At 34.1% G+C, this 14,068-nt stretch carries 17 protein-coding genes; 9 read left to right on the top strand and 8 right to left on the bottom strand.

From position 1 onward, the window contains the following. The first annotated feature begins 35 nt into the window (after nt 1-35). Complete coding sequence (locus MHI40_RS15525; protein WP_340763417.1) at nt 36-1,238, top strand: MBL fold metallo-hydrolase; 1,203 nt, start codon at nt 36-38, stop codon at nt 1,236-1,238. After that, the gene (locus tag MHI40_RS15520; protein WP_093538112.1) at nt 1,225-1,470 is read left to right on the top strand and encodes a DUF3006 domain-containing protein; all 246 of its coding nucleotides are present in this window, start codon (nt 1,225-1,227) and stop codon (nt 1,468-1,470) included. The genes MHI40_RS15525 and MHI40_RS15520 overlap by 14 nt, the downstream gene beginning before the upstream one ends. A 227-nt stretch (nt 1,471-1,697) precedes the next feature. Here MHI40_RS15520 and MHI40_RS15515 read toward each other — a convergent pair whose 3' ends face one another. The 3 genes from MHI40_RS15515 to MHI40_RS15505 form a co-directional block, all read right to left on the bottom strand. Next, nucleotides 1,698-1,907 (bottom strand): hypothetical protein, encoded by a 210-nt coding sequence (locus MHI40_RS15515; protein WP_340763415.1) that lies wholly within the window; start codon nt 1,905-1,907, stop codon nt 1,698-1,700. 76 nt (nt 1,908-1,983) lie between these two features. Next, entirely contained in the window at nt 1,984-2,163 is a 180-nt protein-coding gene (locus MHI40_RS15510) for a hypothetical protein (protein ID WP_340763414.1), read from the bottom strand. 150 nt (nt 2,164-2,313) lie between these two features. Continuing rightward, nucleotides 2,314-2,772 carry a hypothetical protein gene (locus tag MHI40_RS15505; RefSeq protein WP_340763412.1) on the bottom strand — a complete coding sequence of 153 codons (459 nt, stop codon included), beginning with the start codon at nt 2,770-2,772 and terminating at the stop codon, nt 2,314-2,316. 436 nt (nt 2,773-3,208) lie between these two features. Here MHI40_RS15505 and MHI40_RS15500 point away from each other — a divergent pair, with 436 nt between their 5' ends. Together MHI40_RS15500 and MHI40_RS15495 are read left to right on the top strand one after the other, a co-directional pair. After that, the gene (locus MHI40_RS15500; protein WP_340763410.1) at nt 3,209-4,915 is read left to right on the top strand and encodes a hypothetical protein; all 1,707 of its coding nucleotides are present in this window, start codon (nt 3,209-3,211) and stop codon (nt 4,913-4,915) included. 152 nt (nt 4,916-5,067) lie between these two features. Next, nucleotides 5,068-6,783, top strand: a complete 1,716-nt coding sequence (locus tag MHI40_RS15495; protein WP_340763408.1) for a hypothetical protein — start codon at nt 5,068-5,070, stop codon at nt 6,781-6,783. 715 nt (nt 6,784-7,498) lie between these two features. Here the strand turns inward: MHI40_RS15495 and MHI40_RS15490 are convergent. From MHI40_RS15490 to MHI40_RS15480, 3 genes are all read right to left on the bottom strand, one after another. Next, nucleotides 7,499-7,744 carry a hypothetical protein gene (locus MHI40_RS15490; RefSeq protein WP_340763407.1) on the bottom strand — a complete coding sequence of 82 codons (246 nt, stop codon included), beginning with the start codon at nt 7,742-7,744 and terminating at the stop codon, nt 7,499-7,501. A 113-nt stretch (nt 7,745-7,857) separates the two neighbouring features. Next, nucleotides 7,858-8,091: a hypothetical protein gene (locus tag MHI40_RS15485; protein ID WP_340763405.1), complete on the bottom strand. Its 234-nt coding sequence runs from the start codon at nt 8,089-8,091 to the stop codon at nt 7,858-7,860. Nucleotides 8,092-8,276: 185 nt separating this feature from the next. Beyond that, the gene (locus MHI40_RS15480; protein ID WP_340763403.1) at nt 8,277-8,582 is read right to left on the bottom strand and encodes a hypothetical protein; all 306 of its coding nucleotides are present in this window, start codon (nt 8,580-8,582) and stop codon (nt 8,277-8,279) included. Nucleotides 8,583-8,854: 272 nt separating this feature from the next. On the opposite strand from MHI40_RS15480, the gene MHI40_RS15475 reads away from it, so the two are divergent. The 5 genes from MHI40_RS15475 (at nt 8,855) to MHI40_RS15455 (ending at nt 12,287) form a co-directional block, all read left to right on the top strand. Then, a complete protein-coding gene (locus MHI40_RS15475; RefSeq protein WP_340763401.1) occupies nt 8,855-9,553 on the top strand; it encodes a Type 1 glutamine amidotransferase-like domain-containing protein in 699 nt (232 codons plus the stop codon). Nucleotides 9,554-9,586: 33 nt separating this feature from the next. Beyond that, nucleotides 9,587-10,096: a hypothetical protein gene (locus MHI40_RS15470; RefSeq protein WP_340763399.1), complete on the top strand. Its 510-nt coding sequence runs from the start codon at nt 9,587-9,589 to the stop codon at nt 10,094-10,096. A 138-nt stretch (nt 10,097-10,234) separates the two neighbouring features. Further along, on the top strand, nt 10,235-10,888 hold the full coding sequence (locus MHI40_RS15465) for an HAD family hydrolase (RefSeq protein ID WP_340763398.1): 654 nt from the start codon (nt 10,235-10,237) through the stop codon (nt 10,886-10,888). Nucleotides 10,889-11,077: 189 nt separating this feature from the next. Then, nucleotides 11,078-11,557: a hypothetical protein gene (locus tag MHI40_RS15460; protein WP_340763396.1), complete on the top strand. Its 480-nt coding sequence runs from the start codon at nt 11,078-11,080 to the stop codon at nt 11,555-11,557. 88 nt (nt 11,558-11,645) lie between these two features. After that, nucleotides 11,646-12,287 carry an NUDIX hydrolase gene (locus tag MHI40_RS15455; RefSeq protein ID WP_340763395.1) on the top strand — a complete coding sequence of 214 codons (642 nt, stop codon included), beginning with the start codon at nt 11,646-11,648 and terminating at the stop codon, nt 12,285-12,287. 16 nt (nt 12,288-12,303) lie between these two features. On the opposite strand, the gene MHI40_RS15450 is transcribed toward MHI40_RS15455, so the two are convergent. Both MHI40_RS15450 and dapF read right to left on the bottom strand, forming a co-directional pair. Beyond that, nucleotides 12,304-12,870, bottom strand: a complete 567-nt coding sequence (locus MHI40_RS15450; RefSeq protein ID WP_340763393.1) for a 3D domain-containing protein — start codon at nt 12,868-12,870, stop codon at nt 12,304-12,306. Between the two features lie 329 nt (nt 12,871-13,199). Then, the gene (dapF, locus tag MHI40_RS15445; RefSeq protein WP_340763391.1) at nt 13,200-14,042 is read right to left on the bottom strand and encodes a diaminopimelate epimerase; all 843 of its coding nucleotides are present in this window, start codon (nt 14,040-14,042) and stop codon (nt 13,200-13,202) included. Between the last annotated feature and the right edge of the window lie 26 nt (nt 14,043-14,068).

Below are 14,068 nucleotides of genomic sequence, written 5' to 3'. Positions count from 1 at the left end.
TAGAATCATGCAAAGTACGAAAAGGAAGGTTTTATATGAGAAAGATCACATTTTTAGTAAGTCTATGTATAGCCGTTTTACTTAGTGGCTGTACATTCAATCAGCAACCAGATAAAACAATACAAGCTTCACAAGTGCCAGTGGAACCTGGAGACAAAATGAAGGTTCATTTTATAAATGTAGGGCAAGGGGATTCAATATTAGTACAATCGCCAGACGGAAAAAATTTGTTAGTAGATGGGGGGACAAAAGATGCTGGAAAAGATGTAGTAAATTATCTACGAAAACACGGGGTTGAGAAGCTCGATTATGTTGTGGCAACCCATCCAGATGCCGATCATATCGGAGGCTTACATTCCGTGTTGAATTCTATATCTATAAAAAATTTCGTGGACTCTGGAAAAACACATACTTCTCAAACGTATAAGGAAATGTTACAGCTTATATTAGACAAAAATATACCATTCATCGTGCCAAAAACTGGCGATACGATTCCTCTAGATGAGGAGTTAGATATCTCTGTCATACATATGGGAGACAAATCAGCTGATAATAATGAAGCATCTATAGTATTAAAATTATCTTACGGAGAAACTTCCTTTTTATTGATGGGAGATGCAGATATCAGGGTAGAGAAAGACATACTAGAAGAGACGAATGTTAAAGCAACCGTTTTGAAAGCAGGACATCATGGTTCGGACACTAGTAGCTCGCAAGATTTTATAGAAGCAGTAAATCCAGAGGTTACCATTTTAAGTTATGGAAAAGATAATTCCTATGGTCATCCAAATGCAGAGGTGAAGTCAAGACTGGAGCGGATAAGTTCACAATTATATGCCACAGCAATAGTTGGTAATATAGTAGTGGAAACAGATGGAGTAGATTATAACGTAATAACAAATGGTAATGTTGGGCCAACTGAAATTGCTAATACGGAAGCCATAGGTATTAATATTTCTAGTAAAGACCTTAGAGGCGAAATAGTAGGAATTACCAACTCCGGTGAGTCAGCTGTTAATTTAGAAGAATGGCATTTAGTTTCCGTAGCTGGTAATCAAACATTTAAGTTTCCGAACATTAGCTTGCAAGCAGGGAAAACAATATACGTCACAAGTGGACCCAAAGCAAAAGAGGGAGCTGGCTATTTGAAATGGACTACTACGCAAATGTGGAGAAATGATGGGGATGCAGCTATATTATTAAATAACAAAGGAGAGATTGTGAGTGAATTCGAATAAATATACGCTCGATCGTTTTGAAGGAGATTATGCAGTCTTTTTAAAAACTCCAAATGAAACAGAAATCCTTCAAATTCTCTGTTCTGATATAAAAGTTAAACTAAAACAAGGGGACATAGTGAACATTTCATCAATAGAAGATAAGTATGAAATCGAACCTCTTGTGGAAGAAACAACTAATCAGAAGGAAAAGGTTCGTCGATTACTGGAACAGCTAAAAGAAAGAAGCTGACTGGAGTTTGACAATATAATAATTGCCTTGCTGTAGTTTAAGATCAAAGAGTTGCTTCGGCAACTCTTTTTTTGTAGGTTATGTTAAAAGATAAAGGGTGATTTAAAATGTACTTAAAAATGAGTTGGGATATGTATCTCAAGTACATTTTATATTGCTGTCCTTTTTTACTAAAGCACCTGTTAGTTGTATAACACTTACGACTAGCTCCTAATATTTCTGTTCTGCTAAAGTCCCTGTTTTTCCAATAACTTCTTAAAAATCTTTATTATTAATATCCCAGCTATCCCTATTATTCCTCCTACAAGACCAGCTATAATTACAGTAACAATTTCGCCCCAATAAACCTCTTCGTTCTTCCATAAACTTTTTGCAATTAGCACGATTATTATTACAAACATAAATGAGAACCACGATTTAAATTGCCTTTTAGTCACTATTTCCCCCCTTAAGATGGCCTTGTTTAACTAAAGTTAAGGTACATTACTTCACAAACACGGTAAATTTTGCGAGTTATTCTCCACTTTTATGTCTATTATCTCCCATCAAATAGATGTTGGAACTTTCTCCTGGTTTTGCATTTGAATTAATCGGATTCTGATTATTGTTACTAATTTTATTATTTCTTCTGTCAACTAATAAAGCAAAGGTGATAATAACAAAAAGAATAATAAGAACTATTAACCAAATCATATTTATCTCTCCTTTATTTACAGTATATTCGAACTCTTGAAACCTACAATCTTTTTAAAGGATTTTCTTCTTCAACTAACCCGCTTCGTTAATTCAATAAGAAAAAAGCTTTACTCCATCTTGAAGTAAAGCACCCGTTAGTTGAATAAACTAAAACCATCTATCTAATGTCCATCCTTCAGCTAATCTCTGTTTAAGTAAGGTGTCATTCCAAGTTCCCCAAGGTGATAGTTGCTTTTGTTCCTCAGTCATTCTTTCGACTTTTTCTCTGTTCCAAGTATCATAATCAATGAGATGCCAACAAATAAATTCACCATTTACCGTATGTTCACTTCTAAATTTTTTAGGTAATTTAAAATTTTGTGGAATGGGATAACTACCTTTTTTAGTTACTAACTTTTGATTTAATGCAGCTCCTAAAGGGAAATGAATAAGATATAATTCCTTCTCTTTCACTATTTCATCTTCTATAACATAACCCTCCTTAAATAAGCAGGGTAATATACGAATTAACTCTCCAATGGTTTCGTCTTTATGAACATATTGAAATAACCCTATTCCATTTGATGTAACTATCTCAAAAACATCACCAATTTTTAACCGTGTCACTCAAATCATTCCCTAGTGTTTTTCTTTATTTTAACACACGCCTTATTCAACTAAACTGCCGCTTTAGTTCAATTAGAAAAAAGGCTTTACTCCTTCTTGAAGTAAAGCACCCGTTAGTTGAATAACCGTTTATGTTGTTTCTTTTGTTGCGCCCCTGTGTTAGAAACTACTCTGATAATTCACTACAATTCAGTCCTTGTTTGAAAGTCTACCTAAATCCTGTTCACTTAGCCATTTCCTAACTGATTGCCTAGATTCCGTATTTCACATGTTTGATATAGTCTCTGGATAGTAACCGAATCATTTCTTGTACGGAGGTGTTGTTAATGATCCTAAGAGAACTAGAACTTTTTGCCAATATACACCCTATAGTATTTCTTATAGAATAGGTGAGAAAGTTTTTCAAAATTTCCATCGGAATAAGGAGAATAAGTAAGTGAATAAATGGTATTTATTTGTGTCAGTTAGTATATTAATCCTTGGATTTATGATAATGCCTAGTACAGGCAAGGCTAGTTCCTTTTCTGAGGCGGAAAAGCTAGTTCAAAAAGCAGAGAATGCTGCATCCATGTTAAAATGGGAAATTTCTTTAGAGTATCGGAAACTTAAATACGCTGATCCCATCACATCGCCGAATATGAAATTATACAATGATACAAAACGTGCAAAGCAGTTAGCGGACGAAGCCACTAAAAATCTGTCTACTCAAGAAAAAAACATACTAAGCGCTCGATTGGCTAGCAATGTTGATATTCATCTGACTAGGTCTATGGCTTATATAGATGCTATACAGTCTGGTAAGAAAATTCTAGTAAAAACAGATGCGCTAAATAGTTCATATAAATTAGATCCTTTTAGTGCTGCAACTGAAAAAGCGTATCACGATTTATCTAGTGAGATTAGAAAGCAAGCGATTTTACTATATCGTGTATACGGCAAGTCAACTAGAGATGCGATTTTAGACAAATACAAAAGTCCAGGTGAAAAAGCCAGACAATCTGCCATCCATGTAATAAGCTCAAAACTTGAAATGGAAAAGCTTCAGCAAGCTATTGCGAATGGTATAGCTAAAGAAGAGTTGCTTTTTTCCGTTCAGCAAATAGAAGTGAATATCCGTAAAGTGGAGGATGAAAAAGCTAGAGCCCTCTTACAAACTCAATTAGATGAAGCTAAAAAGAGCATTTTAGAAAAGGATATGCCTGTTAAAGTTGAGTTCTTCTTTTTATCTGATCTAGTTAGAGAGGTCGTTATTCATCCGTCCCAACCAATTATTTATGCTCTGAATGAAAAGAAGGATGTTCTAGCTATCAACTTTGAAACGGGTGAAACGAAGCGACTTTCGATGAACTTAGAAACTCAAACGATCTACTATCAGAACAATGAGTTATATGTTGGTCTTTTAAAAGGGATACATAGTCCTTTTCGTTATGATCAAGAAGGTGCTATTGCTATTATTGATACCAACAGTTTTACATTAGCAGAACAGTTTGATACGAATATCGACCCGTTTGATATTGTGGCAGATGACAAGTCTATTTACGTATCAAGTGGCTCTGGTCAATGGACAACTATCCAAGGGTATTCTAGAGAAACGTTACTGGAAACATCTGAGGGCCATGTGTATTCAGAAAGTTATATAGAGATGCATCCAAGCTTTGAAAGAATTTATTCTATTGATACGACGCTAAGTCCAAGAATAGTCAAGACGCATTTAGTGGTAGATGGTAAATTAACTCCTGGCTACGACACTGCATACCAGGGAAATTATAGACTCCAGAAAAATATGAGTATTTCTCCCGATGGAAAATACATCTTTAACGGTTCTGGTGTAATTATGGCATCTTCTGATCATTCACAGATAAACATGAAGTATCTAACAAAATTACCTACCTCCTTTGAGCAAATCACTTACAACCTAAATGAAGGATTCTTTTATACAAGTAATAAAAACAATCTAGAAGTCTATAATTACGCAACAATGGAAAAAGTAACGAGTCATGCATTGAGCGGAAATATTCAACATATTTTCTATCAAGACGGGAAATTGATAGTTGTTACTATCGAAGAATTATACTCTACCAAGCTTCCCACATATGCTATAAAAATGTATAAGGTCGAAGGTAGTAAAGTCACCGAGCTTTGAGTCGTCCTAAAAGCAACGTCCACCTAATTCAGTGTTGGGCGTTCTTTTTTGCTGACTGTAGAATATTTTACCAATATACTTATCTTTATTAATCTCTTAGACTAAATAGGTAAGATTTTGAAAATTTACAATTAGATAAGGAGCGAAAGTAAGTGAAGAAGTGGAAGTTTATATGGAGAATCCTCCTTTTAGCAGCTGTTATTCTGATTGTCCCTACTAATAGTAACGCAGCTACCGTATCAGATGCAGAAAAGCTTGTTAAAAAAGCAGAGAACGCTGCCACCGTTTTAAAGTGGGAAGTTTCTTTAGAAAATCGAAAGATCAAGTATTCAGATCCCGTGACATTACCTAATATGAACTTTTATAACGACACCAAGCGTGCTAGACAATTAGCGTACAATGCGATTAACACATTGCCTACACAGGAAAAAACGATATTAACCAAAAGAATGGAAAGCAATGTAGATATCCATTTAAATAGATCTATGGCTTATATCGACGCACTAAAGTCTGGTAATAAAATCCTTGTAAAAAAAGGTGACTTGGATTTTGCATATGGTTTCAATCCATTAAGTGAGCAAACGGAAAAGGCTTACCATGATTTGTCTAGTGAGATTCGTAAACAAGCGATATTACTCTATCGTGTTTATGGAAAGTCAACTAGAGAGGCAATATTAGACAAATACAAAACACCAGGAGAAAAAGCTAGACAAACCACTATGCATGCAATAAGCGCAAAAATGGAATTGGATCAGCTTCAGTCCTCTATTGCTAAGAACAAAACAAAAGAAGAACTACTTCTAACGGTTAAACAAATTGAAGCGACTGTTAATAATCTACAAGATGAAAACGCTAAAAATCTACTAATCACTAAACTTAATCAGATTAAAAAGACTATTCCAGGTGTTAGTCTCTTAGATTTTAATGAGTTCTTCTATTTAACAGATTTAATTCGGGAAACGGTAATACACCCAACAGAGCCAATTATTTATACGCTAAACGAAAATAAAGATGTTCTAGAGATTAACTATATGACAGGTAATATTCGACGACTTCCCATGAATCTAGTTCCCCAAACATTATATCTACATAATAATGAGCTATATGTTGCTTTATTAAAAGGACCACGTAGTCCTTATGGGGAATTGCAAGACCAGGAAGGGGCTGTTGCAATAATTAATACTGCTAATTTTATGTTAACGGAGCAATTTAATATTCAATCAAATCCATATGACATTCTGGCAGATGATCAGACCATTTATGTAGCAAGTGGGGCAAGTCAAGTGGGGAATATCCAAGGGTATTCAAGAGAAACGTTATTGGAAACCTCTAAAATCAGTTATACAGATGATGAGAGTTATATAGAAATGCATCCAAGCTTGAATAGAATTTATTCTGTTGATACGACTGTTAGTCCTAGAGATGTGGAAACCCATTTTATTGAAGATGGTAAGATAAAAAAAGGATACGATTCACCTTACCACGGTGATTATGATCTTCGTACAAATATAAGTATTTCACCTGATGGAAAATATATTTTTAACGGCTCTGGAGTCGTTATGATTGCTTCCGATTCGAAGGCAATGAATATGACGTATTTTACAAAACTATATACGCCTTTTGATGAGATTACCTTTAATCTGGAGGGTGGATTATTCTATACAGCCAATAGAAAAAATCTAGAGGTCTACAATTATAAAACAATGGAAAGAGTGAAGAGCTATCCACTGAGTGGTTACATCGATGATCTATTTTATCAAAATGGACGAATAGTAGTGGTTACGACCGAATCATTATATTCTTCAAAATTCCCAAAACATGCGATCAAAACCTATAAAGTGGATGGAAGTGAAGTTATTATCCAGTGATGCGTCCCTGTGTCAGAAACAATTCCGATAATTTAATACAATTTCAATATTTACACTAGCAAAAGAGCATGAACCCATTTTAGTAAAGGGTTTCGTGCTCTTTTTGCTTTCAGAGATCCTGTTGCTTAAAGAATAAATCCGCACATACAGTGGTGTGAGAGGCTGTAAGCTAATTCTTCCCTCCTACCCGATTCTTGAACAACATTAAACAAGGAAAACAATAAACTAATGGCGAATATTTGATAAACAAACTAATAAGGATGATGGTTATATGAGAATAATAATTCTAGGTGCAACAGGCTTTTTAGGCTCAAATTTATTTCAACTGGCTTCACAGAACATACTGAACATTTCCTCCTTGCAGATACAATCACATTCTGAAATCCTTATTCAACTACCCTGCTGCGTTAGTTCAATAAGAAAAAAGGCTTTACTTCTTCTTGAAGTAAAGCACCCGTTAGCCATCCATGTAGCGCAAAATCAGCGCTACACCACAGAGAATGAAAATGGTTAGGAAGTGTTATATACTGATACTAACCTTAATCCAGTCAACCGTAATCCATAGACTTATTTACGCTCTCCTCTTTTTTTAACGATTAAGTAGGGGTCTTCTTAGTATTGTCATTTTTCATTTCTTAAAGAACTAATTTTCATGGGAGTTTAAGTGTAATTTTTCACAATATAACAAGTAAAGATAAATTAACTTTTATCATCTTTAATCAACAAAAAAGATAATAAGTCCTATATAAGTAAAAACACTTGAAAAAAATAACAAACCAAAAACTATTCCGTTTATCGCTTTATAATGATTCCGTATCAAATAGATTAAGAGTATTCCAAAAGCAATTGAAATATCTTTACCTGCGTTACCAAAAATATCAATTAATAAATCACTTTCCATAGAACCCAATACTAGACCATTTAAAACAAACAAGGATAAAAAGCATAAGAAAATTTGCATACGAACGCCTCCTCTTCCAATTGTTATTCAACTACCCTGCCGCGTTAGTTTGATAAGAAAAAGGCTTTACTCCTTCTAAAAGTAAAGCACCTCATTAGTTCAAAAAGAACATTTCACAAAATACTCTTTAAAATTTCTAATAAAAAACCTGAGAGCGACATTATAGCAAAATAACGATAAAGTCTAAATGAATTAAGGTAGTACTCATCCGCTCTTATCATTTTTTCTTTCTTTTTATTAAGCCAAATACACACTTTTATTAGTTCAATTAATGCAAGTATTAAAAAGACAATAAAGACAATAAAGACGATAAAAAGTATATTTTTTAAGAAAAAAATTATTATCATTTGTCTAACCTCCACACACCAAACTAACATATATTTACCTCCGCTTTGTTTATTGCGAAAATTTTGTTTATATGTAGTCATCCTAACTCTTATTCAACTAAATTGCTGCTTTAGTTTAATAAGAAAAAAGGCTTTACTCCTTCTTGAAGTAAAGCACCCGTTAGTTGAACAAGAATAGATATAGTTTAGTCCCCAGCAATATGTACCTTGCCTATTCTCGACCTGGACAATTGTTTTATAAATCCTTCATATTCGTTGATTTTATTTATCGAAATAAATACTTTGTAATTATTAAGGTCAGTTATTAGGTTGGAAAGTCTCTCGCCTGAAAAAGTCTCATTAGTAAGATAAAAATCGCTTAATCTTCTGAGTTCCAAATAACTACGCCACAGTTTCTTAGAATTAAAGATTTCATTATGTAGACTTTCACTCAATTCGTAAAATCCAATCTCACTACCTTCTTGATTATATAAAACAACATCAAATCCCAAATGCAATACTCTCCTTAAAACAGCTATTACTCAACTTTACCATATTGATTTCTTATTCAACTAAACTGCTGCGTTAGTTTAAGTGAAAACCTTCACAATCTAACATTTATATTAACATAGGTATCAGAACGAGAAACCCATTCCTTATTCATTAAAATCAATCCGAGCCCTTAATATAGCCTTTTTGTACTTTAGGTGCCGGTATTGAAGAAGGGATTATCTATTATTTGTAGAACTAATTACTATTACTTTTTTCTGAAAGGAGCATGTGGATGAGACAGATAATTGCTCTTGGTGGTGGTGGCTTTTCGATGGAACCAGATAATCCCTTGTTAGATTTGTATATATTGGAACAAGCAAAGAAAGTTAATCCGCAAATTTGCTTTATCCCTACTGCAAGTGGTGATTCTGAAAGTTATATATCAAGGTATTATAACTTTTTTAACAAACAAGATTGTAAGCCATCCCATTTATCATTATTTGCACCTCCGACAAGGGATCTGGAGAGTTTTATTTTAGAGAAAGACATACTTTATGTTGGTGGAGGAAATACTAAAAACCTTTTAGCTTTGTGGAAAGAATGGAGTTTAGACGACATTTTAAGAAAAGCGTGGAATCAAGGCGTTATTTTGGCAGGGTTAAGTGCAGGTTCCATTTGTTGGTTTGAAGAAGGGATTACTGACTCGTATGGGGATGGACTTGAACCAATAAAATGTTTGGGTTTTTTAAACGGGAGTAATTGTCCGCATTACGATGGAGAAATAGAAAGAAGAGCTGCATATCACAAACTTATGGAATCCCAAAAAATAAAATCAGGCATTGCGACAGATGATGGGGTTGCTATTCATTACAAGGAACAAGGAATTAGTAAAATAGTAAGCTCTCGGCCTAACGCTAAGGCGTATAGTGTTTCCTTCGAAACTAAGGTTATAGAGACAGAACTTCAAACAGAATTTTTAGGCTCTTATTGAAATACCGCCGTGCTTTAACAGAACAAGGCTGTAATGAATTGGCTAACAGACGGAGGAATTCAATTGAAAAAATGTATACTGCTAATTTTATTTAGCTTCACCTTAATCTTATCTGCTTGTTCTCAAGCTGAAGAGGACACACAGGAATATTTAGGGGTTATTGGTGAAGGAAAAGCTTTTGGTTATGAGTACACCGTAACAAAAGAACAAAACAATAAATTTTCTTGGAAGATTGGATACAAAGGAGATATATCTATTATAAAAGAGAGTGATGCCAATAAAAAGGATTTAATAAATTTTATGGATGCTGTAAATGATAGTAAATTAGTATTAGTAAAACTAATTACATCGTTATCATACTTTTTAATCGTTATTATCACAACGGTTATCCTCTTTAAGAAAGATAGAAAAATACTTAAAGATAGCGGAATTATTATATCTATATTTGCTGGTATTGCAATATATATTGCCTTCCAAGCATCATTTGATTTAATTAGTTTATTACAAAATACAAAGTACTATTACTTGACACTAACTAATTGAGCTATTGGTTGCTTTACTTCAAGAAGGAGTAAAGCCTTTTCTTGTTGAACTACCGGCGAAGTTTAGTTCAACAGGAATTTAATAGTCATTCTGTAGCAATTTGGTAGCTATTCTATTATGGAAAGAAGGAAGGAAATAATGGTACAATCACTGATTTTTGATATGGATGGAACTCTATTTCAAACAGATAAAATTTTAGAAATATCTCTAGATGATACATTTAATCATTTACGGTCATTAAATAAATGGGATACAGTAACCCCTATTGATAAATATCGTGAAATTATGGGCGTACCTTTACCAAAAGTATGGGAAGCTTTGTTACCCAATCACTCCATGGTAGACAGAGAACAGACTGATGCCTACTTTCTGGAAATGTTGGTGAAAAACATAAGAAGTGGAAAAGGGGCTTTATATCCTAATGTAAAAGAAGTTTTCAGTTATTTAAAAGAGAATAATTGTTCCATCTACATAGCGAGTAATGGGTTAACAGAGTACTTAAAAGCAATAGTAAGTTATTATAATTTAGATAATTGGGTTACTGAAACTTTTAGTATTCAACAAATACAGTCGCTAGATAAAGGTGATTTAGTTAAAACTATTTTAAAGAAATATGATATAAAAAAAGCAACAGTAATCGGAGACCGTCTTTCTGATATAAATGCGGCTAAGGATAATGGTTTAATTGCAATTGGATGTAATTTCGATTTTGCACAAGAAGATGAGCTCGCACAGGCTGATCTGGTAATAGATGACTTAATTGAACTAATAACAATAATACCTAAAATGTAAAAAACTAATTCAACTCCCGTGAAAATTAAAAAACACTTCACATCAAAGACAGGATCATAATGACGTAACCTATGTGGGGGATATAGAAGATTTTAATACGGATTTGTTAAAGAACATTTTTCTTGAATAATGAATTTGGGGAGAGATTGTATAAATGCTATTTTCACTCAGGTCTAAAGGAATTTTTTTATGCAAAAGAAAATAATAATATGGATTGCCATTCCACTTTTATTGGTAGGGTCTGTAATAGTTAACTGGAACTATATTTCCAAATCTATTGAATGGAAATTGAATTGGGGATTTACGGCACCTATAACAAATAAGATAGAAACAGTATTTCATACAAGGAATGGGTTTCCAAATGAGGGGGAAACCTTTCATGTCCTTAAGTATAGGTCTATTGAAAAAAAGTTAAAGGAGAAAGATGGTTGGATTCCTATTAACGAAGAATCCTTTGATACTGTTTCAAGACACCTTAAAACATTTCAAAAAGATGTGGTTAGTATCAATAAGGATACGCAGAACCTGAATGTGTTATTTCAAGAGAATCCCGTGACTTACGATAATAATGATAAATACTTTTATAAACTAGAGGAAGATAATAGCTATATCCTTGTAATTTCAAATGTGAAAGAACAAAAACTATTTGTAATGGAATGGATTCAATAGTTGCATATAAAAACCTTGTTCAATTTTGTTGGATAAATTGACTAATTCATAAAGCTGATTGAAAATAAATAAATGATGAGGGATTCAAATGGAGCAGGAGTTACTAAAGGTATTTGATGATAAACATAACCCAATAGGTGTGAAGACCCGAGAGGAAATCCATCGACTCGGTTTATGGCATGAAACATTTCAATGTTGGTTCATTGGTAACCATGAAGGAAAACAATATGTTTACTTACAATTACGCAGTAACTTAAAGAAGGATTATCCAGGATTATTGGATATTACTGCCGCAGGTCATTTGTTGGAAAGTGAAACTGTCTTTGATGGAATACGCGAGGTAAAAGAGGAACTTGGAATCGATGTCATTTTTGAGGAACTGTATTCACTGGGTGTGCTGAAGTATTCAGTTACAACGGCTGATTTAATAGATAATGAGCTAGCACATGTATTTATATATGATTGTTCACTGGAATGGGACCAATTTACGTTACAGGCAGAGGAAGTATCTGGGATTGTGCGAGCCGAGATTTCTCAATTTGTAAGCTTATGGAAGGGTGAATTAGAGGAACTAGAAATCATTGGTTTCAGAGTAGAAGACGATGGAACAACAAGCCCGATTCATGAAATAGTTGGAAAGACAAATTTTGTACCACATGCGCAATCGTACTATGAAGAAATATGCAGAGGAATAATATTTGTTACATCAAAAAACCAACTTTCTAGTTGAAAGTTGGTTGTATATTTTATTCTAAGATTTTAACATTTACATTTTTACGTCCCCATTTATAGGCTTCGCTTTTGGAGGAAAAAAACACGTCAATTTTATTTCCTTTGATCGCACTTCCTATATCACCAGCTACTGCATATCCATAACCTTCCACATAAACCTTAGTTCCTAATGGAATTACTTTTGGATCAACTGCGATAACTTTTACATCGGGATTACGTTTGAGGTTAATACCTGTGCTAGTAACACCAGAGCAACCGTTACAGTTTGCTGTGAATGCACTTGCAGAAACTACAATTTCCTTCACTACATTATCATCTGTAGATCTAGACGGGTTTTTCTTTTTCTTTGCTGCAGTTGCCGTTTTTGCTGAAGTTTTTAATTTTTGATTGAGCTTAATCGTATCGGATTTTAAATTGTTCCAAGATTTTAAAGTGGATACAGACACTTTGTGTGTTTTAGCAATTTTAAACAAAGTATCTCCTTTTTGAACCGTATAAGTTGAAGATGCGGCTAGGCTTATGCTTGACCCGCTAACCAATAGTGCAATTGTGATGACGAGTGTCCCAAGAATTCTTCTCAAATACTCTACCCCTTGCTATTTAGTCTAAGCATATCTTACCAATACATTATTACGAGAATATTACGACAATTTGGCATTATCATGACAAATATAAATAATATTACAGATATATATCACTAGATTATAGTCTATTAAATAGACTGGTGATTTATACCAATAAGGTAGAAGATAGCCCATAAACTTTGCAATATAGCCCTTAAAACGGTATCAAGAGCCCATAAAAACAAAAAACAGTCTATAAACTCACAAACATAGGCCATAAACTCACTTCACAACGAAAAGGCCTCACTAGTTTTTCACTAGCGAAGCCTTTATTCCATCCATTATAGTTACACTAGAATCTCTCCATCAAACACACTCACAGCAGGTCCTGTCATGAATACTCCTTCATCGGTGTAACGGATAACTAAATCCCCACCTAAAAGTTTTACAGTAATATTGGAATCTCTATCACAGTATCCATTTAAGACTGCTGCTACAACTGCCGCGCAAGCTCCGGTTCCACACGCAAGTGTTTCTCCACTGCCACGTTCCCATACGCGCATATGGAGGGTGTTACGGTCCTTAACTACGATAAATTCTGTATTTACACTCTCCGGAAAAAATGAATGATGCTCAAATTTTGGTCCAATAAGTGGTAAGTCTACTAACATCGGGTCTTCCACGAATACAACACAATGAGGGTTCCCCATAGATACGGTTGTTATGTGGTAGGATATGTCCTCCACTTGCAAGGGGAAGTTTATTAATGGATTTTCTTCTTTCGATTGAACTGGTATAAGAGCTGGTTCTAAAATAGCTTTGCCCATATCCACTTTAGCAGTAGTCATTTTGCCATTTTCCATAAAAAGTTCTATCGTTTTAATCCCACTAAGTGTCTCAATCTTTAACACTTCTTTTGCAACGATATTATTGTCATACACGTATTTGGCAACACAACGAATAGCATTTCCGCACATTTTACCTTCACTGCCATCTATATTGAACATGCGCATCTTAGCATCAGCTTCATCGGAAGGGCATATTAATACAATCCCATCTCCACCAATACCAAAATGGCGATCTGATATTTGCTGGCTTAGTGTACTAGGATCATCTATAGTATGCTCAAAACAATTAATATAAATATAATCATTTCCGCAGCCATGCATTTTTGTAAAAGGTATCTTCATTTTCAATGTAACTCCTTTGTCACAAT

This window comes from Psychrobacillus sp. FSL H8-0510, from assembly GCF_038008345.1.
Classification (GTDB): domain Bacteria; phylum Bacillota; class Bacilli; order Bacillales_A; family Planococcaceae; genus Psychrobacillus; species Psychrobacillus psychrotolerans.
Note: the sequence above shows the minus strand (reverse complement) of the source record. Positions and strands in the feature narration are given on the sequence as shown.